This is a genomic window from Hymenobacter puniceus (genome assembly GCF_014333525.1).
Taxonomy (GTDB): Bacteria; Bacteroidota; Bacteroidia; order Cytophagales; family Hymenobacteraceae; genus Hymenobacter.
The window spans coordinates 228,792-249,734 of record NZ_JACSCX010000006.1 but is presented as its reverse complement, the minus strand read 5'-3'; the positions used below and the strand labels follow the sequence as shown (position 1 = coordinate 249,734).

Genomic DNA, 20,943 nt, shown 5'->3' with positions numbered 1-20,943 from the left:
CGCTTCCTGAATCAGGAGGCGGGCCTTTTTGTAGGATTATCTAGGTTCCACTCTAGGAAAGCTGCACCTGCTGCAGCACTTCCGGCAGGGCAGGCGCAGCCTCACCGGCTAGGCGGGCGGCAATGAGCTGGGCGTGGTAGCGGCCGTTTTCAATAAACCAGCGGCTGGTGTTGAGGCCGCCGCACACGGTGCCAGCCAGATAGAGGCCCGGGCGGTTGGTTTCCAGCGTATCGGTGTGGTGGGTGGGCGTTTGGGCGGCGTCGGCTTCGCAGGTGATGCCTAGGGTGGCCAAGAACGTGAAGTCGGGGTGGTAGCCGGTGAGGGCGTAGACGTGCTGGGCGGGCAGGGTGTGCGGGCCGTCGGGCGTGTTCAGCTCCACGGTGGTTTCGGTGATGCGGGCCACAGTGCTGTTGAAGTGGCAGCCAATACGGCCCTCCTTGATGCGGTTCACCAGGTCGGGCCGAATCCAGTACTTCACTGACTCGCTGATTTCGGGGCCACGTACGACCAGCGTGGGACGGGCCCCGGCGCGCAGCAGCTGCAACGCGGCTTTGGCCGAGGAGTTTTTGGCCCCAATAATTACCACGTCTTGGTCGGCGTGGGCGTAGGGCTCTTTGTAGTAGTGCGTGACGTGGGGCAGGTCTTCGCCGGGCACGCGCAGCAGGTTGGGCACGTCGTAGAAACCGGTGGCTACTATCACGAAGCGCGTGCCAATGCAACCTTTGCTAGTGACCACCTCAAAGTGGCCCTGCTCGCCTTCGAGGCCGGTTACCCGCTCGTAGAGGCGCAGCGTGAGCTTTTCGGTCTGGGCTACGCGGCGGTAATAGTCGAGGGCATCTTCGCGCAGGGGCTTGTAGTGCAGCGTGGTCATGGGGTAGCCCCCAATTTCGAGCAACTCAGGCGTGGAGAAAAACTCCATGTTGGTGGGGTAGCCGATGATGGAATTTACCAGCGCGCCCTTGTCCAGTACGCACACCGAAAGGCCGCGCCGCTGCACTTCCAGCCCGCAGGCCAGCCCCACCGGCCCGGCCCCAATCACCACTACATCGAAAGAAACGTCGGTTGTCATATGCTGTAATACCAACTCAGCGGGCCGGGAGTTTACAACTGGCCTAATTAGACCAAGGCCGGCGGCTGTACTACTTGCGTTTCCATGCAGCCAGCGCGCCCGTGCTCCACAGCGCCCAGCCCATGAGTACGGGCTGGAAAAACAGCCGCCCAAACCGCTTGGCATCGGTATCGAGGCCAAAAGCGGAAATACGATGAGTGTACTGGTGAATATTGCCGGGAAAAACGGCCGCGTAAAAGGCTGCCAGCCCAATACCCATCCGTACCCGGTTTCTGCCCTTCAACGCCAATAGTGCCAGCCCCAGCCCGATTTCGACTACCCCCGAAGCCAGTACGGTAGTGTCTTTGCTGAACGGCACAAAATCGGGCACCTGGCCCTGAAACGCACGGCGCTGAAACGTGAGGTGGCCGGTGCCGGCCGCCACCATAAAGGTGCCCAGCAGGCCGCGGGCTACGTTTTGCAGCGTGGTAGTATGAGGGTAAGACGACATGCTATGCTGCGGGTTAGAGTGAGCGTGTAGCCAGGGTTTACGGTGCCGGCGACGCGAAGATGCCCGGTACTGACCCAACACGCTTGCTGCCGATGCCCTGTACGGTTGCAGGCAGAGCACTTCTCAGGCTTTCCAGCAGTGCGATACTACTTCGAGCGCAGGAGGCCACAAAAATAAAGCTTGAAGCAACGCTCTTCTGCTCTGCTCGGTCATGGGATAAACAGTCCATCTTTCATCTTATTCTCTTACTCTTATGCTGCTCACCAAAACCAGTATCCTACTTGCCTTGCTGATAGGCCTGAGTGCCTGTTCGAAAAAGGAAACCGTACTTAGCCAACGCGAAACGTGGCTTTCCACAGGTGGCTGGCGAATGACCAACTATACGTATAGCACCCGCCCCGCCGCCAACAATAACTCCATACAGCTGGAATTCATAACCGGGCGGGCATGTGAAGCCGATGACCTGTACCGGTTTGAGGCAACCAACAAGCTGCAATGGGACAAAAATGGCACTCTATGCTTTTCTCCCCAGCCAGCCCTGACGGACTGGGGAACATGGCAGTTGCTGAACAGTGATACCAAGCTGGCTATCGACTACCAAGGGAGTGTCCAATTCCCTTACACAAACCCAGTTGCTGGTCCGCTAAACATTGTAGAGCTCACCGCCGAAACTATGGTGCTGAAAACAAACGATATTCAGATCCGGGATTCGGTAATGACTTATACATACCGATTTGTCAAGCAGTAAGTCTGCAATATGAAAACGCCGCTCCTGTACACCATTGAGGTACAGGAGCGGCGTTTTTACGTGGAAAAAGATCGGGCAATCAGTGCGCCTGCAGCCAGTTCTGGCCGGTGCCAACTTCCACTTCCAGCGGCACGCCATGGGGCAGCAGCAGAGCGGTGGCCATCAGCTCCTTGATTTTAGGCGTGATGTAAGCTACTTCCTCCTGCACCGCATCGAACACCAGTTCATCGTGTACCTGCAGGATCATCTTGGTGCCAAGCTTTTCCTGGCGCAGCCACTCGTGGATGTTGATCATGGCCTTTTTGATGATGTCGGCCGCGGTGCCCTGGATGGGGGCGTTGATGGCGTTGCGCTCGGTGTAGCCGCGTAGCGTGGCGTTGCGGGAGTTGATGTCGCGCAGGTAGCGGCGGCGGCCCAGCAGGGTGGTGGCGTATTCCAGCTCCCGGGCCTTGTTGATGCTTTCATCCATGAACTGCTTCACCGACGAAAACTCTTCGAAATAGGTGTCGATGATTTCGGTGGCCTCCTTACGTGAAATGCCGATGCGTTGGGCCAGCCCAAAGGCCGAAATGCCGTAGATGATGCCGAAATTGACGGTTTTGGCCTTGCGGCGCATTTCGCTGTCTACCTGATCCAGCGGCACTTTAAACACCTTACTGGCCGTACTGGTGTGAATGTCGAGGCCCTGGCGGAAGGCTTCAATCATCGTTTTATCCCCCGAAAAGTCGGCCATGATGCGCAACTCCACCTGTGAGTAGTCGGCGGCCAGCAGCACGTGGCTGGCGTCGCGGGGCACAAAGGCCTTGCGAATTTCGCGGCCTTTCTCGGTGCGGATAGGAATGTTCTGCAGGTTGGGGTTGGTGCTGCTGAGGCGGCCAGTGGCCGTCACGGCCTGGTTGAAGCTGGTGTGCACGCGCCCGTCCAGCTCGCACACCAGCTGGGGTAGGGCCTCCACGTAGGTGCTGCGCAGCTTGCTGAGCTGGCGGTACTCCAGAATGAGGGCGGCAATAGGGTTTTCGGCAGCTAGTAGGCTAAGCACTTCCTCGCCGGTGGCGTACTGGCCGGTTTTGGTTTTCTTGATTTTGCCTTTGCCGATGTCCATTTTATCGAACAGCACCTCGCCCAGCTGCTTCGGCGAGCCAATATTGAACTCCTGACCGGCCTCTGAGAAAATCTGCTTTTCAATGTCCACAATGTAGCCCTGCAGCTCGGCCGAGTACTCGCCCATGGCCCCGGAGTCGATTTTCACACCCTCATACTCGATGTCGGCCAGCACCGGCACCAACGGGTTTTCCACCTCATTGAGAAGGTCCAGCAAGCCTACTTCCCTAAGCATCGGCTCGAACACGTGCTTGAGCTGCAGCGTCACATCGGCATCCTCGCAGGCGTAGTCTGACACCTCGGCCGGGGGTAGGTCGGCCATGGTTTTCTGGTTTTTGCCTTTCGGGCCGATAAGCTCAGTGATGCTGACGGGCGTGTAGTGCAGGTAGGTTTCGGCCAGCACGTCCATGCCGTGGCGCATATCAGGCTCCAGCAGATAGTGGGCCAGCATAGTGTCAAACAGCGGCCCGTTGATGGCAACCTGATAGTGCTTGAGAATGGTGAGGTCGTATTTGATATTCTGGCCGATCTTGAGGATGTGCGCGGCCTCAAAAAACGGCTGAAACTCATCAATCAGGGCCTGGGCGGCGGCATGGTCGTCGTGCGGAACGGGCACGTAGTAGGCTTCGCCAGGCAGCCAGCAGAAGCTCAGCCCCACCAGCCGGGCCGTCATGGTATCCAAGCCGGTGGTTTCCGTATCGAAGCTAACCTCGGTTTGCTGCAGCAGAAACGATAGCAGAGAAGCGCGCAGCTCCGGCGTGTCCATCAGGTGGTAGTGGTGCGGCACGTCGGCCAGCGTGCGGCGTGGCCCGGCCGGGGCGCCAAAGCGGCCGGTTTCACCTTCCTCGGCCCCAATGGCCACGACCGCATCCGACGATGAGCCGAACAGGCTGCCTTGCCCTTCAACTGTCTTGGGTCGGCGCGCCCCGCGCCCGGCGGGCGCTGCACTCACGCCGGCGGGGCTGCCGCCGCCTAGTACGCGGGCGGCCAGCTGCCGGAATTCCAGCTCGTCGAACAGCTGGCGTAATTGGTCTTCGTCTGGTTTGTCGAGCACCAGCTTGTCGGCCTCAAACTCAATAGGTACATCCAGGTGAATGGTGGCCAGCTCCTTGCTCATCAAACCCTGCTCGGCGAAGTTGCGCACGTTTTCCTGCTGCTTGCCCTTGAGCTGGTCCACGTTGGCAATCAGGTTTTCCACCGAGCCGTATTTCTGGATCAGCGTTTTGGCTGTTTTCTCGCCGATGCCCGGAATGCCCGGAATGTTGTCGGAAGCGTCGCCCTGCAGGCCCAGAATGTCAATCACCTGCTCCGGGCGCTCAATCTCGAAGCGTTGCAGCACATGGGCTATATCCAGGATTTCGGCCGCATTGCCCATGAAAGCGGGCCGGTAGATTTTGATGCAGTCCGTGACCAGCTGGCAGTAGTCCTTATCGGGCGTCATCATAAACACCTCCCCAAAACCCTGCGCCTCAGCACGGCGGGCCAATGTGCCAATCACGTCGTCGGCCTCGTAGCCTTCCACCATCAGAATAGGAATGTGGAAGGCCTTAATAATCTGTTTGATATAGGGAATGGCCAGGCCAATGTCCTCGGGCATGGCCTGGCGCTGGGCCTTGTACTCGGCGTACTGCTCGTGGCGGAATGTCTTCTTGGCCGCGTCGAACGCCACTCCGATGTGGGTGGGCTTTTCCTTCTGCAATACTTCCACCAGTGTGTTGGTGAAGCCCAGGATGGCTCCGGTGTTGAGGCCCTTGGAGTTCACGCGCGGGTTCTTGCTAAACGCAAAATGGGCGCGGTAAATTAGGGCAAAGGCATCGAGCAGGAAAAGCTTGTGGGGCTGGGTAGCGGGGGCGTTGGGAGTCATGGAGGCGAAGGTAGGGAAGGCAGCGGGGCCGGACCAGCACAACCCGCGGCCCGGCTTCCGGGTTACGCAACTTCCGGGCGGCGCGGTGGCCGGCGCGCTTTAATTTGCATGACCCACCCGGAGTTTTCGCCGAAAAAGGCGCTGAAAAAGGCGGCCGCCTTACAGCGCACCCTTCACTTCCAGCACGAAGCTGGTGCTGCCCGCCTGCCCGGTGGAGGCCAAACCCTGCACCACCACCAGGTAGCGGCCCGGCTGGTCGCCGGTATAGAAATCCACAGTGCTGGCGGTGGGCCCGGTGGTGCTAATGGCCGGGTTCCAGTACAGCAGGTTGCGCAGGTCGGGGAGGCGGCTTTGCCGGGCGTCGGCGGTTTCGTAGCGGGGGGCGTAGAACTCGCGCTGTGCCTGCAAGCCTTCGTACTGCTGCACCAGCACCCGCGGGTCGAGTTTGAAGCCTTCCAGATCCCCCTTGTAAGTTGAGAAGCTCACCACCCCGTCGTAGATGGCGGAGCCGTGGAAGTAGCGCGCATCCATAACATCCAGCTTGCGAATGCTGAGCGGGTTCATGGCCATGATTTTGTTGATGTTGAACACGGGTACCCCGTCCAGCAGCACCATCGGGTTTTCATCCAAAATGGTCTGGTTTACCTTGTCCATGACCAGGAAATGAAAACCGTCTTTCCGGATTCTGACGATGACGCCCGGTACGTACTCCCGCATCACCTCTTCCATCACCTTGAAGCGCGTGTACTTATCCAGCAGGTAGGTTTCGTCGGGCGAACCGTAGAAGGCGGCGCTGTCGGGCTGGAGTGGGGTGTATCGGTTGCGGTACTTTCCGAAATACCGGGTTTGCAGCTGCGCCTGCAGGTGGCGCGCGGCGTAGCTGGGCTGCAGCTGCAGGTCGGGCGCGGCTGCCATCGGGAAAGCGGGGGTATACTGGCTGGCAAAAGCCGGCAGAATTTCCAGGCGGCAGGTGCTGTCCTGGGCCGGGTTGGTTTGCATGATCAGGTCACGCGGCCCGTACAGATCGTTCATCTCAAACCGTACCCGGCCGTTCGCGTCGCTGACGGCATTGTTGAGTCGGACGATAAGGCTCGGCGACGACAGATACGTGGTGATGCCTGCCACGGGCTGGCCACTGACCGGGTGCAGCACCCGGCCCTCCACAACCGGGCCGTGCAGCTCCGGCAGGTACGTGAAAACCGGTGGGGTAGCGGCCAGCGCCTGCTCCCAGCGGAACCGGCTCCAACCCTGCGTGAGCATCAGGTTGTCGGTAGCTTCCGGCAGGTCCGGGGCCGTAGATTGCAGGTAGTAGTCTGGGTTTTCCACCCGGCCTCGCAGGTCGGCGGTGAGCTGCAGGTAGCTGTGGATGTCCGGCCCCGGCTTGGCACTCAAAGAATCCAGCCGATACACCGCCATCGATAAGGTAGCCCGGGCATCGGTGGCGCCGGGAGTGGCTACGGCAATGCGCACATTGCCGCGGGTAGGGTAGGCCTGCTGATTGGCAGCCGCCGTAATGGCCAGGGGCGGCGGCGGCTGGAAGAACAGCCGTTCGCACAGCGGCTGCTGGTTGGCCCCAAACACGGTAAAGTGCGACACGCCGGGCAGCAGCTGGCGCGCATCAACGGTGAAAGTCGCCTGCCCATTAAGCAGCTGGCTCTGCGCCGCCACTATCACTTGCTGGCGGGCATGTGCCAGCAGAAAAATGGTTTCCGGCTGCTTCTGCGTCGATTGCACGGCAACGGTAAGCTGCTGGGAGGCTGCGCGCTCCAGGCGCATCACCACGCCCTGCGGAAAGGCCCGCGGTAAATCCTGGCTGATGGTTGGCCCGTTGCGCACCGTCACGATGGCCTTGTAGGTGGCGCCGGCTTCAGGCGTCAGCATAAAGCTGCCCATGCCGTGGCGCAGCGTTTGGAAGGTAGCCACGGGCTTGTTCTGCTGGTTGAGCACGCGGCCCTCAACGGCCACGCCCTGGCCCGCGGCATTCACGGCCCTGAAAGCCACCTTGCTGCGGAGGCCCGCTACCAAATTGCCGCCCTCCGGATAAAACTGCACGTCGTAGGCTACGGAGTCTTTTGCCGTTTGGGCGCCCGCCGTCGTGAACGTATTAACTACCGTCACGGCCTGCTGGTAAAATGATTCCGCCCCAAAATTCTTCATCCAGCTGGTGTAGGCCCGCACCTGGTAGGTGCCCGACGGCATACTGGCAGGCAGCAGAAACGAGCCGTGCCCGGTCGCCTGGGCCAGCGCAATCTTGGTTTGCAGCACGGGCGTATTGCGGGCGTCCAACACTTCCACGTAGGCCACGCTGCTCATGGCCAGCGGGCGGTTGTGGGTGCCGTCCACGGTATAGGCCTTAAACCACATAGTTTCACCACTCAGGTATAGCGGCCGGTCGAGGTGCAGAAACAGCTTTTCCGGTACGGTCTTCTGCTGGTAGCTGGAAAACCGGCGGGCAAGTGAGCTGAAGTCAGTTGTCTGACCGTAGGCGCTGGCTTCTGCAAACAACCCCACTAGTAGCAGGAACAGCAGCCGACAACTGCGGCGCAATCGAGAAAAAGGAATAGCCATTAGCATAAGAACCTAGTACAGCACTGCTTATTGCCAGAAGCTGGGCCGGACGGAAGTGCCCCGCAGCCGGCAGTCCACACAGTCTTTGGTGGCGGAAGTGTAGCCCCGCAACGCGCCGCCTATTGTATACACAGCCCGCACGGGCACCACCTTGTTGCCCCCGAAGACATTGTGGATAGCAGGCAGCTCCACGGTATCAGGCGGAATGCAGTCCTCGTAGCCGGTCAGGGGGCGCCAGGCCCGCGGCAGCTGGTCGCGGCCGATGAAGATTCTTTTTTCACTGATGCCGTGCGCGCCTACGTACCCCAGGGCCAGCTCCTGGCCGTCGTTGAGGCACTTCACGTTGCCGGTTAGCTGCGACGGCAACGGGTCGAACAAGGTCCCGATGTTCTCGGTGTTCTTCTGGAGCTGCTCCCAGTACTGGTATTCCTGCGGCGTCTGGGCGTACTGCTTCACCAGAATGCTGTATTTGCGCAGCAGGCGCTGGCTGGTAGTACTAATGGCAATAAGCGGGTAGTCGGCCACCACATCCTGGGTGAGGGCCGTGGTTTTGCTGAGCTGGATAGGCGTCGACAGCTGGCTGGCCCAGCAGAGCTCTGGGTAAGGCGTCACTATCGGGCGCACCGAGCGGTTGATGTAGGCCTCGGTGGGCACCAGCAGCGGCTTGATTTCCCAGGTTTCCTGAAACTCCCAGCGGTAGTACTGCGTGGCGCGGGTGTCGTCGTGGGCACTTACGTACACGGTCAGGCCGTTCGCGCTGGGGCGCCACGTCACGCTGTCGATGGGCGGGGTGGCTTTGGCCTGCACGAATTCCGAGGCGTACATGAGCCCGGCCGCAGTAGTGATATGCAGCCGGTACTGGCTGCCGGCTACCAGCGGCAGCGGCGCGGCCGTATACACGCCGCCCGCCCCTTCGGCCAAAGCGTACCGCTGGCCGTTTTCGGCTTCAATATACAGCGCCGCCCGCAGTTCGGCCGGCGACTGGCCTCCGGCTTTCACGTCGTAGGTGCGCGACAGGCGGATGGTGGTCGGGCCGCTGAGGTTGATGAAGCCGTCGACCACCAGAAAGCTGCGGGTAGAGCCAATATCTTCCGGTATATAGGGCTCGATGCAGCTGCCGAGCAGCAGGCTCCACAACAACGATAACCGGGCAAGCAGCGGTAGAATAGCGCGCATCTAGAATCGGATGTTATAGGTGACGGTCGGAATCGGGCGGCCGAAAATCGACAGCTTGTAGCCATTGATTTTGCCGTCCTCGGCCTTGAAATAGATGGAATACGGATTCTGGCGGCCGGTTAGGTTGTACACCCCAACCGTCCAGGAGCTGTGGGCCAGCTTTTTCACCTTGTGGCTGCCCTCAATGTTCAGGGCCAGGTCGGCCCGGTAGTAGTCGGGCACGCGGTAAGCGTTGCGGTCAGAGTAGTACACGCGCAGGGAGTTGGCAATGTAGTACTTGGCCAGGGGCAGCGTAATGGGCCGGCCGGTGCTGTAGGTGAAATTAAGCGAGGTGCTGAAGCGGCGGCTGAACCGGTAGTTGCCGATCATCGTCACGTCGTGCGGCTTGTCGAAGTTGCTGGGGTAATAGCGGCCGCCGTTGATCATCTCGGCCGTGGTGCCCGCATTCACCTGCACCAGCGAGCGGGAGTAGGTGTAGCTCACCCAGCCATTGAGCTTGCCGGTGAGCTTTTTCACCATCAGCTCCACCCCGTAGGCCTTGCCCAGCGCATTCACAATGTCGGTTTCGATGTGGTCGTTGAGCAGCAGCGTGGCCCCGCTCTTATAGTCCACAAAGTCGCGCAACGACTTGTAGTAGGTTTCCACCGACGTTTCGATGGTGTTGGCTTTGAAGTTGCGGTAGTAGCCCACCGACACCTGGTCGCCGACCTGGGGCCGCACGTGCGAATCGCTCAGCTTCCAGATGTCAGCCGGCGATACCGAGGCCGTATTCGACAGCTGATGGATGTACTGGCGCGTGCGGTTGAAGCTGGCTTTCACAGATGAATTCTCGGAAAGCGAGTAGCGGGCCGACACCCGGTATTCGGGGCCGTGGTACGTGGCCAGTACTTTGCCGGAGCCGTAGCGGGTGGTGTCGGCGATGGTACTGGTTGACTTCGGCAGGCCGGGGTCGTAGCCGTACACGTCGCGCGGCCCCAGCGCCTGGAAGAGCGAGTAGCGCAGCCCCAGCGAGAGCGACAAGCGTTGCGTCAGATCAATACGATCGGAAACGTACAGGGCGCTTTCGAGCGCCTTTTCCCTTGGCAGAACCTTTCGGGCAATCAGTGAGCTTTCGCCGCGTGGCAGCAGGCTGCCGGGCGAAATGGTGTAAAACAGCGAGTTGACCCCGAAATCGATGGTGTGCTTGGCATTCGGGAAGTAGCTGAAGTCGGCCTGTAGGCTGTTCTGGTTGATGTCGTACTGCAGCCGCGACGCATTAACCGGGTTTTTCTCGCTGCTTATATCGTACGCGTAGCCGCTGTAAGCGCCCGTAAACACGCCGTAGAGCTGGTTGCTGAAGTTGTGCTGCCATTTCAGGCTGGCCGTGCGGTTCTGGTACTGATAGGTGGTGTCGCTGGCCAGCCGGAACCGGTCGGAGCTCAGATACCCGGTGGCGTAGAGCGTGTTTTTCTCGTTGATCTGATGGTTGACGTGCGCCGAAACATCCAAGAAGGCCGCCGCACTCTGCCGGAAGCTGCTGTTATCAAGCCGGCGTAGCAGCCAGTCGGAGTAGCTGGCCCGGCCACTGACGATAAAGGCACTCTTGTCCTTCACAATGGGGCCTTCCAGCGTCAGGCGGCTGGTGAGCGGCCCAATGCCGCCGGAGCCGGCCAGCTTTTTCTTGTTGCCCTCACGCGTCTTGATTTCCAGCACCGACGACAAGCGGCCGCCGTACTTGGCCGGAATACCGCTCTTGTAGAGCTCCACTGTCTGCAGAATATCGGGGTTGAAGGCCGAGAAGAAGCCGAACAAGTGCGACGGGTTGTAGATGGTGGTGCCGTTGAACAGAATCAGGTTCTGGTCGGTGCTGCCGCCGCGCACGTTCAGGCCGGTGCTGCCTTCCCCCACCGATTTCACGCCGGGCAGCGTAAGCACCACCCGCAGAATATCTGTTTCGCCGAACGCCGTGGGCACCTGCCGCATCGTCTTGATGTCGAGCTTTTCCAGGCCCATCTGCATCCCCGACACATTTTTGTCTTTCTCGGCCTCAATCACCACTTCTTTCAGCGGGGTGATGTCCTCCTCCACCTCAATTGCCAGCTTACCGCTGGAACGCAGCAGCACCTGCCGCCGGGTGTTTTTGATGCCAATGCCCCGGATATTGAGCTCGTGGCGGCCCGTGGGCAAGGTGAGCGAATAGTAGCCGAACTGGTCGGTGCTGGTGCCCACGCCGGTTGCGCCAACGTAGATGGTCGCCCCGATGGTGGGTTCCCCTGATTTCAGGTCCCGGATATGCCCCGCCAGCGTCGCCCGCCCGCTGCCAGTGCCTCCAGTGCCAATTTCGTAGAGCCGTACTTCGGCCTCGCGCACGTAGCGTGCCCGGCCCACTACTGTGGTAGCCGGCAGCGGCTCATCAGAAGAAAAGTCAGTGGGCGCGCCGTTGGTACCGGGGCGGAAAAAGCCGACCGGCAGCTCTGTGCTGATGCGCGGGCCGGCGGTGATAAATATGCGGTGCTCCCCGTCGGCCACCCACGAAAAGGCGGTGCCTTGCAGGGCCCGCGCCACCACGGCTTCCACGGGCTCGTCGCGGGCCTCCAGCGTTACAAAAACACTATCGACGGCGGCTTCTTCGAAGAAAAAGCGCGTAGGCACCTGGGTTTCCAGCTGCCGCACGAAGTCGATGAACAGCGTATGATCGAAGCGGCCATTCACCCGGTCCGGTGGCCGTTGCTGGGCACTCACCCCGCGCCCCGCTCCGGATAGGCATAGCAGTATTAGCAGTAACCGTCGATAGAAATGCATCATAACAAAAAAAACAGGGTAGATAAATGACAGCGTTGCTTATTGAGACAACTGCTCGAAATAATTTACGGTACTTATAACACTGGATTCTCTTCGCTTCATATCGAATTTAAGCTTATTGCTTTTGATGTATTTTTTTAAATTATCCCCTTGGCTTCCTATCGCCAGAATAAAATTTTTCTTGCTGTTGATATCGTAGAAAATGCCGGATTTTTCCAGGTATAAGCGGGTTTCAGGCATAAATTCCAAGGTTACTTTCTGTTGATCTATTCTCTCCAGAGTGCCCTTCTTTCGTTGGGCAAAAATTCTGAAGCTTTTGTCTGACAGCAATTCATAAAATCCTGTTCTGACTACTGTCTGATTGCTGCTATCGGCTTCGATGCGTTGAAAATAATGCCCATCAATAGTAAAATTCTGTATGTTCTTGTTGATGAGTTTTAGCGTAAATGGATTAGTGGCATGTTGCACAACTACTTGGTTGCGTGCAATGTCGTAAGCTATTTTTACATCGTTGAATAAATGATTGTCGTACGTGATGCTGCCGTTTAGCTTCTGGTCTGATAAGAAAAACTGGTGCCCTTTGATGACAGCATAAAGCTTGGTGTAATCAATATATTCAGCGCCGTTATATAATTTAGTTAAGCTTATTTGATCCTTATAATAGTCTTGTCTGATCCAGGCTGCCGGACTATAAGTCAGGGCAGTGCTATCAGGCCGCTGCTGACAGAAGGATGGGCAAGCAGCCGCAAGCAAAGCAACGAGTAGTATGGTTCGAAGCATAAGAAACTGCAAAAGAATAATCTGCGATATAATACCCGTGCCTATTAGAAATATAGCGTAGGCAATGGCATGTGGTGCTTTGTAAATATAGGTAGTTGAGATTGACAGATAAGCATAAAGTAAGGAAAAGGAGCAGCGTGTAAGTGGGTACTTCTTATTGAATTAACTATATATGGCCCGTGCGCTGCAGTCTGGCCAACGGCAGCGCAGATCTCCGGGGGCAGGCGATATGGCTCAAACCAGCCGCCTGGTATGCCGTAAGCAGCCCCTATGCGCTACATCTCCCTCGACCTTGAAACCACCGGCGGCAACCCCGAGCGGCACCAGATTCTGGAGTTGGCCGCCGTGGTGGAAGACACCCGGCACCTGCTGCCGCTAAACGAGCTGCCGGCGTTCCGGCGGGTAGTGCGGCACCCGGAACTGGTGGGTACGGCTGGGGCACTGGCCCTCAATGCCGGATTGCTACAGGAACTGGCCCGCAAAGAGCCTAACCCCGAGCTGTGCACCCCCGACGAGCTGCTACCCCAACTGCGGGAATTTCTGCTGGCCCAGGGCTTTAAAGTTGATAAAAAAGACTGCGTGGCCGTGACGATGGCCGGCAAAAACATTGCGTCGTTTGATCTGGGCTTTCTGCGCCAGTTGCCCGGCTACGGCCGCCTGGTGCGGGCCGAGCCGGCCATGCTCGACCCGGCCGCGTTCTATCTCAACTGGCGCAAAGACACCCGCCTGCCCACCATGCAAATCTGCAAGGCCCGCGCAGGTTTTGAGGATACCACGGTGGCGCACCAGGCTCTGGCCGACGCGCTGGATGTGGTGCAGCTGCTGCGGCCGTTCTATGAGTTGCCTGTGTACCAGCAAGTACGGGAGGCAGAGTAATAAAAAAGGCCCGAATACATCCGGGCCTTTTTATTGCAATTTCAAGACACTGTGTGGTGCGGCTACCAGTCGCCGGAGGCGCCGCCGCCGCCGCTGCTGCCGCCACCGAAACCGCCGAAGCCGCCACCCCCGCCGAAGCCACCGCCGCCCCCGAAGGTGCCGCGGCCGCCGCTAAAGTCGCCGAAAATGATGGGCGGAATCATGCCGCCGCCGAAGCCCCGGTTGCGGCCGCTGCCACCGCCGCCACCCCGGTTTCGCAGCAGCATAAACAGTACCAGGGCCCCGATAATCAGCCAGAACATCCAGCCCGAGCCGCTGGTATCTCTTGAGCGCGGCTGGGTACGAGTCGTTTGGTCGGCTTTGTATTCACCTTTGGCTAGGGCAATCAGCTGATCAGTTGCCCTGTCGATACCGGCATAATACTGCTTTTCGCGAAACGCCGGCACGATGGTATTGGTGATAATCCGCTTGGCCAGCGCATCCGGAATGGCACCTTCTAAGCCATAGCCGGGCTGAATGCGGGCCTTGCGCTCCTGCTCGGCAATGAGAATCAGGACACCATTATTGTTGTTCTTTTGGCCGATGCCCCAGCTTTCATATAGCTGCTGCGCAAAGTTGGCAATATCGTCGTCGCCTAGCGTGGGCACCGTCACGACGGCAATCTGCGACGAGGTGGAGTCATTGTAGGCAACGAGCTTTTGCTCAAGTGCCTGCACCTCGTCGGGCCGCATCATGCCCGCCAAGTCATTGACGAGGCGTGGCGGGTTGGGGCGCGGTGGCAGCTGCGCGAAGCTAGTTGAGCAGAAGGCTAGCAATAGCGCTACCAGAAGCGGCCGCAGCCAGAGCGGCGACCGTAATAGAGCAGGGTATGTCATTTGCGGGGAGGCTGGGGCGTGCCACCACCAAAGGAAATGGAATCGTCGAGTTCGTTTTGGTCGGTAGCGGCGTTATAAGGGAAATAGCGCTGCAGCTGCTCGCCAACCATGCGGATGCCGTTTTCGAGGCCGCCAGCATACTTTTCCTGCCGGAACAGCTGCAGCACGTTTTCCTTGGTAGTTTCCCAGAAGTCGTCGGGCACGGCTGCGTTGATGCCGGCGTCGCCGATGACAGCAAACTGCCGGCTCTGCCAGGCCAGATAAAACAGTACACCGTTGCGCTGGGCCGTTTTGTGCATGTTCAGGTCGGCAAATACCTGCGCCGCCCGGTCCAGCGGATCGGGCGTAGGGCAGTGGTCTTCCAGGTGCACCCGGATTTCGCCTGAGGTCAGGATTTCAGCCTGCCGGATAGCCTCTACCAAGGCCTTTTCCTGCTCTGCGGTGAGAGGGTTGTTCATGGGTAGTTGGCAGTAAGCAGTTGTCGGTTGTCAGCCAGAAGAACCTGCAGGCAGGCCCGACAACCAACAACCGACAACTGAAAACCAGTGAATTAGAACTGAACGGTCGGTGCCTTCTGCGAAGCGGCGTCAGCTTCGAAATAGGGCTTCTCCGAGAATTTGAACATACCGGCAAAAATGTTGTTGGGGAAGCTTTTAATGAACCCGTTGTAGTCGTTGGTCAGCGTATTAAGCTTGTTGCGCTCCACGTTAATACGGTTTTCCGTGCCCTCGATCTGGGCCTGCAGCTCCTGGAAGTTGGCGTTGGCTTTCAGCTCCGGATAGTTTTCCGACACGGCCAGCAAACGGCCCAAACCGGCGCTAACCTGTGACTGCGCCTCCTGAAACTGCTTCAGGTTTTCGGGCGTGAGGTTGTCGGCGTTGAGTTGCACGCTGGTTGCTTTGGCGCGGGCTTCAATTACGTCGGTGAGGGTGGTTTTCTCGAAGTTGGCGGCACCCTTCACGGTGTTTACCAGGTTCGGAATCAGGTCGGAGCGGCGCTGGTAGGCGCTTTGCACGTTACCAATCTGGGCCTTCACGGCCTGGTCGCGCTCCACCATGCCATTGTAGCCGCACGATGATTGGGACAGCAGCAGGATGATACCAGCAAAATAGAGAAGAAAGCGTTTCATTGGAAGTTGGTAAGAAATGGAAGGGAGAGAAAACAAACGAAAGGAACCTGATGTCCTGTAGGTAGCGGGTTCCAGCAACCCTGCCGGGCCGGCGAAAGCAACGCGCCTTCTGCCGGCAAAGTACGAATTCGCGCCACAGCGGTTGTGTTGCGCGCTGCTCCCGCATCGATTCGCTATTTTGCGGACTTACGCCACGCCAGTAATTCATGAAAGCCATTATTCCCGTCGCGGGCATTGGGTCGCGCCTGCGCCCGCACACGCATACGCAGCCCAAATCCCTGGTTCCGGTTGCCGGCAACACCATTCTGGGTCACATCATCGACCGGCTAAGCGTGGCTGGTATCGAGGAATTTGTCTTCATTATCGGCTACCTCGGCGAAAAGATTGAAAGCTATGTGCGACGGCAGTATCCGCAGCTGCGGGCTTCGTTTGTGGTGCAGGAGCCGCGCGAAGGCATTGCCCATGCGCTGTGGCTGGCCCGTGAGCAGTTCCGCTACGAGCAGGATGGCATTCTGATTCTGCTCGGCGACACCATCGTGGATATCGACCTGCCAGCCATGATGCAGATGGATGGCAATGTGCTGGCCGTGAAAGAAGTAAAGACGCCTTCGTTGTTTGGGCTGGTGGAAACCGGGGCCGGTGGCCGCGTGACGAAAGTGGTGGAGAAGCCGCGCATTCCGAAGTCGAACTATGCGCTGGTGGGGCTCTACAAGATTGCCAACCCCGATTGGCTGGCCTCGGCCTTAGAGCGCATCATCGACCAAGATCAGCGTACCCACGGCGAGTTTCAGCTAACCGATGCGCTCATGCTTATGATCCAGGATGGCGCGGCCATGACCACTGTGCCCGTGGACAACTGGTTTGACTGCGGCCGTAAAGAAAGCCTGCTCGAAGCCAACGCTCGCCTGCTCAACCGCCCCGAGTTTCTCAAGCGCCGGGAGTTTCCGGAGTTTCCTGATACCATCATCATTCCGCCCGTCAGCATCGGCAAGGACTGCCAGATTTCCGGCTCCATCATCGGCCCCAACGTGGCCATCGGCGACCGGACCATCGTGAAGAACACCATCCTGAGCGAGTCCATCATCGGCTCTTATTCAGAGCTGCGCTCGGCCGTGATGCACGACTGTATCGTGGGCTCCGATGCCCTGTTCAAAGGCACCCGCCACAGCCTCAACATCGGCGACAACACGGAAATAGACTATAGTTAAACGTCTGTCATCCTGAGCGGAGCGAAGGATCCTGTCATGTTTGAATTATCGTTGAACGGTTTGTTCTGGCGTGACAGGATCCTTCACTCTGCTCAGGATGACAGACGAATGTATCCGCCGAGGGCAGATTGTCGTTACTTTAGCCCGATGCCACACCCGACCTATCTTTCCCGCCTGCTGCCCGCCTTGGGCCTGACACTTCTGCTGCTGCCCGGCTGCTACTCCCGCTCCGATATGAAGGGAGAGGAAACGGCTGCCACCACCGAAAAACCCAAGGTCGAAATGCCCGACGCCGTGCGGCCGACGGAAATGCCTGGAGTTGAGGCTCCAGAGGAAGCGTCAGACGTGGTGAGTGATGCCGTTACCCAGCCGCTGCAGGCCGTGAACGTGTTTCTGGAGGTATCGGGCTCGATGGAGGGCTTTATGCCCCGCGCCGGCGCCAGTGGTGAGAATACCAAGTTTCAACAGCACGTGGCGCAGCTGCTGTCCGAAATCAACCGGACGTCGGCCGCCCGGAAAAAGGCGTTTTTCCGCATCAAGGAGAAGCCCTACGCCGATACGTACCAGGGCATTTCGGGGACAGTGCGCAGCGGTATTCAGCAGCCGGCCAAAAGCACCGAGCTGCCCGCCGTGCTCGATACGCTGATGACGCGCTACTACCAGCCTGGCACCGTGAGCGTGCTGATTTCCGACTTCATCTACTCGCCGAAAAACGCCGGAGCCATTCCCTACATCAAAACCGACATCACCGACGCCTTGCAGCGCAACGGCGCGCAGCAGGATCTGGCCGTGTCGGTGTATGGCTACACGTCGGACTTCCGCGGTACTTACTATCCGGCCCTGAAGGCGGCCGGCAAGAAAACCAACTGCTGCGATACTGAAATTCCGTACTACATCTGGGTGCTGGGCCCCGCCGATGCCGTGCGCCGCTTCGATGCCACGCTGCTGGAACAGCAGCCTGCTAAGCAGGCGCACTTCGGCGTCACGTATCCGCGGCCGGCATACTCGCTGCTGAGCAAGTTTCAAAACAAGGGCAGCTGGTACTACGGCGACGCCGGCGCCAGCAAGCGCACTGCCGACGCCTACCGCGTAGTGGCCGTATCGGAAGCATCGGCTCAGCAGCCGGTGGAATTTGTGGTAGGTCTGGATTTGAAAGGTTTGCCCGGCCAGTACCGCGACGTGGCGTATCTGAAGCAGAACCTGAGCCTGAAAGGCGTGGACACCGACGCTAGGCTGCTCGACGTGCAGGCTGCTTCCGAGCAGACCCGTGCCAGCAGCGGTCTGGAAAATAAATTCACGCACTTCGCCAAAATCCGCCTCACCAAAGCGCCCAAAGCGGCCCGCCCGCTGGTGCTGCGTCTGCAGGACCAGCGCCCCGCCTGGGTAGCCCAGTGGACCACCCGCAACGACGCCACACCCGCGCCCAAAACCTTCGCCCTCAGTAGTCTGCTCGATGGCCTGGAGCCGCAAACGGCAGGGGAGAAGCGCCCGGTGTTCGAACTGCCCCTGACCGTGCAGCCCGGCGAGTAACACCAAGCTCCAGCTTGGTGACCCGTTAAACGACCCGCGCGTGGCCTGCTTTGGCACGATAGTCGTTCAACGGCCACAACGATTCACCAAGCAGAAGCTTGGTGCTACAATTTCGCTTCCGAATAATCGTTTCACCACTCGCGAAGCAGGACTTCGCGCTACTCCTTTCCATGAAAGCACTCTTCCGCTCCATCTACGAACTCATCGGCGCCCCGCAACCACCCGCCGACACCCCCGTTTACCGCGACGTCATTTTCCCCAACATTGGTCTGCTCAACCTGGGCATTTCGCTGGGGCTGGTGGTGCTGTTCTACTACGTCATCAACCGCGCCCTGGGCGTGGCCACCTTCAACAAAGGCCGCCATTGGGCTATTTTCCTGGGTTTGAATGCGCTGATTGCCTTCCTCGTGACCATCTGGCAGACCAACGCTCAGCAGGTCACCGACCACAGCTACATCTACTGGCTGGCCACCTGGAACGCCATTCTGAGCATGTTCTGGTTTTTCCTGTTCTCTGTGATTCTGCGCAAAGGCTCCACCAACGCCAGCACCACGCCTTTCTAGAACGAGTATGCCTCCAGCCTTTCCTCTACTATGTCTGCAGCAGGAAGCTAAACCCTATTGCTATCTGGTAGAGGAACCGCAGGATTTGGGTTACTGCAGCTTAACAGGCTACTATGACTCTCAACAAAAACCGGAACTATACTTTGATGCCTCCGGGAGAAAATACAGAACCAGGCTGAAGCTGAAGAGAAGTTTCAGTAGATGGCAAAAGTTGCTTTCCTACTTCTATTGGGGTAGGATTCCTGTAGAAAACGAGTGGTATCTAATCGGGAACTATTGCTTCGAAGAGTTGAAAGACCAGGTTAAGCGCTGTATTAAAGCAGATGACGATGTGATGACCCAATTTATTGAGCCTGAACATCTGACCTTACTTGTGCACCAGGCGCGTCATTTTGGAGACCTATACATGGTTCTAAACGGAGCTATTTACAACTTCGAGGATGACGAATCAATAGAAGGTTAATGCACTGCAGACTTTAAAAACGAACATACATGGCTAAACTCTTTTTATTCGGCATTGGCGGCACGGGTTCCCGCGTGATTCGCTCGCTCACGATGCTGCTGGCCGCGGGCGTGGACCTGCCCAACTGCGACCGGGTGGTGCCCATCATCATCGACCCCGACGCGCACAACGGCGACATGAACCGCACGGTGCAGCTGCTACAGAGCTACCAGCAGATCTACAAGCGCCTCGGTCCCCGCGAAGAAGGCTTCTTCAAGACTGATATCAGCACGCTGAGCGGTATTTCGCAGGACGTGAACGGTTCGGTGAAGGACACTTTCATCTTCGATTTCGGCGGCATCAACCAGAGCTTCCGGCAGTACCTGAGCTACGACGGTCTGAGCGTGGACTCGAAAGGACTGGTGGACTTGCTGTTCACCCAGGACAACCTGGAAAGCCCGCTCACCATTGGCTTCCGCGGCTCGCCCAACGTGGGCAGTATCGTGCTGAACAAGCTGGTGGAAAGCCCGGAAATGCGGTTTTTCGCCGATAACTTCCAGGATGGCGACCGGGTATTCTTTGTGTCGAGCATCTTCGGCGGTACGGGCGCGGCGGGCTTCCCGCTGATGCTCAAGAACCTCAAGGACTCGAACACCCGCCTAAGCAATGCCCGCTACCTCCGCGACGCGCCCACCGGCGCCGTGACCGTGATGCCCTACTTCGCCCTCCAGAGCGAGGATAATGCTGTCATCGACTCCAATAACTTCCTCACGAAAACCAAGGCGGCGCTCAGCTACTACGAGCACAACCTGCAGGGCCTCGACGCGCTGTACTACCTCGCTGACACGCCCGATACGCCCTACGAAAACCAGCCTGGTGGCACCCAGCAGAAGAACAAGGCCCACGTAATTGAGCTGCTGGCGGCCCTGAGCATCGTGGATTTCATGCGCTACTCGCCCGCCGAGCTGCGCACCGGCGGTCCGCACTTCCACGAGTACGGTCTGGGCACCGACGCGCCGGAAATCCAGTTCAGCCACCTGCCCGATGAGTCGCGCGAAATCATAGCCAAGCAGCTCACGCAGTTCCTGTACTTCACGCGCTACCACAAGCAGCACCTGCCCACCGACAAAGCGCCCTACGCCGACAACCTGAAGCTCGACTACGCCATGCGCAACGAGCCCATCTTCCGGGAGCTGAATACCTTCCTGCATGGCCAGGACTTGGGTGCCGACCAGTGGCTGCAGGAGCTGGCCCAGAACCGCCGCGCCTTCCGCCCCTTCGACCTACAGACTGACGATTTCAACGCCATGATTCTGGGCAAGCCGGTGGAAAAGAAGTGGAACGACTTCTTCAACAAGGGCCTCAGCCACAACTACCTGCTCGACAACCTTAACAAAACCGAGAAGTCCATCCAGGAACCCGACAACTTCCGCAAGCTGCTGGAGCTGTTCTATGAGGTGACGGATAAGGCGTTTGAGGAGAAGGTGAAGGTGGTGTAAAACGAAAACTCCCCTCCTTGGAAAGGAGGGGACGCCGTGCCGAAGGCGCGGCTGGGGTGGTTTGTGCGCGTGCTGATGTTGTTTACCAGAACGATTCAGCCGGCACCGTTCAACCATTGTCAACCACCCCTAGCCCCTCCTTTCTAAGGAGGGGAACTAGCTTTCTAGTAGTAGTTTCTAGCAGTAAAAAATCACCCCGAGCAACCTTCGTCTGGCTCCCCTCCCCACCGGGGAGGGGGCCGGG

At 58.6% G+C, this 20,943-nt stretch carries 17 protein-coding genes; 7 read left to right on the top strand and 10 right to left on the bottom strand.

Annotated elements, in window-relative coordinates:
- Nucleotides 1-52: 52 nt before the first annotated feature.
- On the bottom strand, nucleotides 53-1,069 hold the full coding sequence (locus tag H8B14_RS16980; RefSeq protein WP_187316845.1) for a YpdA family putative bacillithiol disulfide reductase: 1,017 nt from the start codon (nucleotides 1,067-1,069) through the stop codon (nucleotides 53-55).
- 70 nt (nucleotides 1,070-1,139) lie between these two features.
- Nucleotides 1,140-1,559, bottom strand: coding sequence for a DoxX family protein (locus H8B14_RS16975; RefSeq protein ID WP_187316844.1), 420 nt, complete (start codon nucleotides 1,557-1,559; stop codon nucleotides 1,140-1,142).
- 253 nt (nucleotides 1,560-1,812) lie between these two features.
- Here H8B14_RS16975 and H8B14_RS16970 point away from each other — a divergent pair, with 253 nt between their 5' ends.
- Nucleotides 1,813-2,307 carry a hypothetical protein gene (locus H8B14_RS16970; RefSeq protein ID WP_187316843.1) on the top strand — a complete coding sequence of 165 codons (495 nt, stop codon included), beginning with the start codon at nucleotides 1,813-1,815 and terminating at the stop codon, nucleotides 2,305-2,307.
- Between the two features lie 79 nt (nucleotides 2,308-2,386).
- Here H8B14_RS16970 and polA read toward each other — a convergent pair whose 3' ends face one another.
- The 5 genes from polA to H8B14_RS16945 form a co-directional block, all read right to left on the bottom strand.
- Nucleotides 2,387-5,272 (bottom strand): DNA polymerase I, encoded by a 2,886-nt coding sequence (gene polA / locus H8B14_RS16965; protein WP_187316842.1) that lies wholly within the window; start codon nucleotides 5,270-5,272, stop codon nucleotides 2,387-2,389.
- Between the two features lie 159 nt (nucleotides 5,273-5,431).
- Complete coding sequence (locus H8B14_RS16960; protein WP_187316841.1) at nucleotides 5,432-7,840, bottom strand: MG2 domain-containing protein; 2,409 nt, start codon at nucleotides 7,838-7,840, stop codon at nucleotides 5,432-5,434.
- A 27-nt stretch (nucleotides 7,841-7,867) separates the two neighbouring features.
- Nucleotides 7,868-9,016, bottom strand: a complete 1,149-nt coding sequence (locus tag H8B14_RS16955; RefSeq protein WP_222840631.1) for a DUF4249 domain-containing protein — start codon at nucleotides 9,014-9,016, stop codon at nucleotides 7,868-7,870.
- Nucleotides 9,017-11,800: a TonB-dependent receptor gene (locus tag H8B14_RS16950; protein ID WP_187316840.1), complete on the bottom strand. Its 2,784-nt coding sequence runs from the start codon at nucleotides 11,798-11,800 to the stop codon at nucleotides 9,017-9,019.
- Between the two features lie 36 nt (nucleotides 11,801-11,836).
- Nucleotides 11,837-12,577, bottom strand: a complete 741-nt coding sequence (locus H8B14_RS16945) for a hypothetical protein (RefSeq protein ID WP_187316839.1) — start codon at nucleotides 12,575-12,577, stop codon at nucleotides 11,837-11,839.
- Between the two features lie 270 nt (nucleotides 12,578-12,847).
- Here H8B14_RS16945 and H8B14_RS16940 point away from each other — a divergent pair, with 270 nt between their 5' ends.
- Nucleotides 12,848-13,453 (top strand): 3'-5' exonuclease, encoded by a 606-nt coding sequence (locus tag H8B14_RS16940; protein WP_187316838.1) that lies wholly within the window; start codon nucleotides 12,848-12,850, stop codon nucleotides 13,451-13,453.
- Between the two features lie 62 nt (nucleotides 13,454-13,515).
- Here H8B14_RS16940 and H8B14_RS16935 read toward each other — a convergent pair whose 3' ends face one another.
- The 3 genes from H8B14_RS16935 to H8B14_RS16925 form a co-directional block, all read right to left on the bottom strand.
- Nucleotides 13,516-14,328: a TPM domain-containing protein gene (locus H8B14_RS16935; RefSeq protein ID WP_187316837.1), complete on the bottom strand. Its 813-nt coding sequence runs from the start codon at nucleotides 14,326-14,328 to the stop codon at nucleotides 13,516-13,518.
- The gene (locus H8B14_RS16930) at nucleotides 14,325-14,786 is read right to left on the bottom strand and encodes a TPM domain-containing protein (RefSeq protein WP_187316836.1); all 462 of its coding nucleotides are present in this window, start codon (nucleotides 14,784-14,786) and stop codon (nucleotides 14,325-14,327) included. Before H8B14_RS16930 ends, H8B14_RS16935 begins: the two co-directional genes overlap by 4 nt.
- A 92-nt stretch (nucleotides 14,787-14,878) precedes the next feature.
- Nucleotides 14,879-15,457: a LemA family protein gene (locus tag H8B14_RS16925; protein WP_187316835.1), complete on the bottom strand. Its 579-nt coding sequence runs from the start codon at nucleotides 15,455-15,457 to the stop codon at nucleotides 14,879-14,881.
- Between the two features lie 206 nt (nucleotides 15,458-15,663).
- On the opposite strand from H8B14_RS16925, the gene H8B14_RS16920 reads away from it, so the two are divergent.
- The 5 genes from H8B14_RS16920 (at nucleotide 15,664) to H8B14_RS16900 (ending at nucleotide 20,699) form a co-directional block, all read left to right on the top strand.
- Nucleotides 15,664-16,665, top strand: coding sequence for a sugar phosphate nucleotidyltransferase (locus H8B14_RS16920; protein ID WP_187316834.1), 1,002 nt, complete (start codon nucleotides 15,664-15,666; stop codon nucleotides 16,663-16,665).
- Between the two features lie 147 nt (nucleotides 16,666-16,812).
- Entirely contained in the window at nucleotides 16,813-18,195 is a 1,383-nt protein-coding gene (locus H8B14_RS16915) for a hypothetical protein (protein WP_187316833.1), read from the top strand.
- 170 nt (nucleotides 18,196-18,365) lie between these two features.
- Complete coding sequence (locus tag H8B14_RS16910; protein ID WP_187316832.1) at nucleotides 18,366-18,758, top strand: hypothetical protein; 393 nt, start codon at nucleotides 18,366-18,368, stop codon at nucleotides 18,756-18,758.
- Between the two features lie 7 nt (nucleotides 18,759-18,765).
- Nucleotides 18,766-19,221 (top strand): hypothetical protein, encoded by a 456-nt coding sequence (locus H8B14_RS16905; RefSeq protein ID WP_187316831.1) that lies wholly within the window; start codon nucleotides 18,766-18,768, stop codon nucleotides 19,219-19,221.
- A gap of 29 nt (nucleotides 19,222-19,250) precedes the next feature.
- Nucleotides 19,251-20,699 carry a hypothetical protein gene (locus H8B14_RS16900; protein WP_187316830.1) on the top strand — a complete coding sequence of 483 codons (1,449 nt, stop codon included), beginning with the start codon at nucleotides 19,251-19,253 and terminating at the stop codon, nucleotides 20,697-20,699.
- Nucleotides 20,700-20,943: the final 244 nt, after the last annotated feature.

Excerpts from the sequence above, each read along its gene's own strand:
- H8B14_RS16940 (WP_187316838.1), top strand. The coding sequence starts at position 12,848 with ATGCGCTACATCTCCCTCGACCTTGAAACCACCGGCGGCAACCCCGAG.
- H8B14_RS16920 (WP_187316834.1), top strand. The coding sequence starts at position 15,664 with ATGAAAGCCATTATTCCCGTCGCGGGCATTGGGTCGCGCCTGCGCCCG.
- H8B14_RS16975 (WP_187316844.1), bottom strand. The coding sequence starts at position 1,559 with ATGTCGTCTTACCCTCATACTACCACGCTGCAAAACGTAGCCCGCGGC.
- H8B14_RS16955 (WP_222840631.1), bottom strand. The coding sequence starts at position 9,016 with ATGCGCGCTATTCTACCGCTGCTTGCCCGGTTATCGTTGTTGTGGAGC.
- H8B14_RS16910 (WP_187316832.1), top strand. The coding sequence starts at position 18,366 with ATGAAAGCACTCTTCCGCTCCATCTACGAACTCATCGGCGCCCCGCAA.
- H8B14_RS16935 (WP_187316837.1), bottom strand. The coding sequence starts at position 14,328 with ATGACATACCCTGCTCTATTACGGTCGCCGCTCTGGCTGCGGCCGCTT.
- H8B14_RS16980 (WP_187316845.1), bottom strand. The coding sequence starts at position 1,069 with ATGACAACCGACGTTTCTTTCGATGTAGTGGTGATTGGGGCCGGGCCG.
- H8B14_RS16945 (WP_187316839.1), bottom strand. The coding sequence starts at position 12,577 with ATGCTTCGAACCATACTACTCGTTGCTTTGCTTGCGGCTGCTTGCCCA.
- polA (WP_187316842.1), bottom strand. The coding sequence starts at position 5,272 with ATGACTCCCAACGCCCCCGCTACCCAGCCCCACAAGCTTTTCCTGCTC.
- H8B14_RS16960 (WP_187316841.1), bottom strand. The coding sequence starts at position 7,840 with ATGGCTATTCCTTTTTCTCGATTGCGCCGCAGTTGTCGGCTGCTGTTC.
- H8B14_RS16950 (WP_187316840.1), bottom strand. The coding sequence starts at position 11,800 with ATGATGCATTTCTATCGACGGTTACTGCTAATACTGCTATGCCTATCC.
- H8B14_RS16970 (WP_187316843.1), top strand. The coding sequence starts at position 1,813 with ATGCTGCTCACCAAAACCAGTATCCTACTTGCCTTGCTGATAGGCCTG.
- H8B14_RS16930 (WP_187316836.1), bottom strand. The coding sequence starts at position 14,786 with ATGAACAACCCTCTCACCGCAGAGCAGGAAAAGGCCTTGGTAGAGGCT.
- H8B14_RS16915 (WP_187316833.1), top strand. The coding sequence starts at position 16,813 with ATGCCACACCCGACCTATCTTTCCCGCCTGCTGCCCGCCTTGGGCCTG.
- H8B14_RS16900 (WP_187316830.1), top strand. The coding sequence starts at position 19,251 with ATGGCTAAACTCTTTTTATTCGGCATTGGCGGCACGGGTTCCCGCGTG.
- H8B14_RS16925 (WP_187316835.1), bottom strand. The coding sequence starts at position 15,457 with ATGAAACGCTTTCTTCTCTATTTTGCTGGTATCATCCTGCTGCTGTCC.
- H8B14_RS16905 (WP_187316831.1), top strand. The coding sequence starts at position 18,766 with ATGCCTCCAGCCTTTCCTCTACTATGTCTGCAGCAGGAAGCTAAACCC.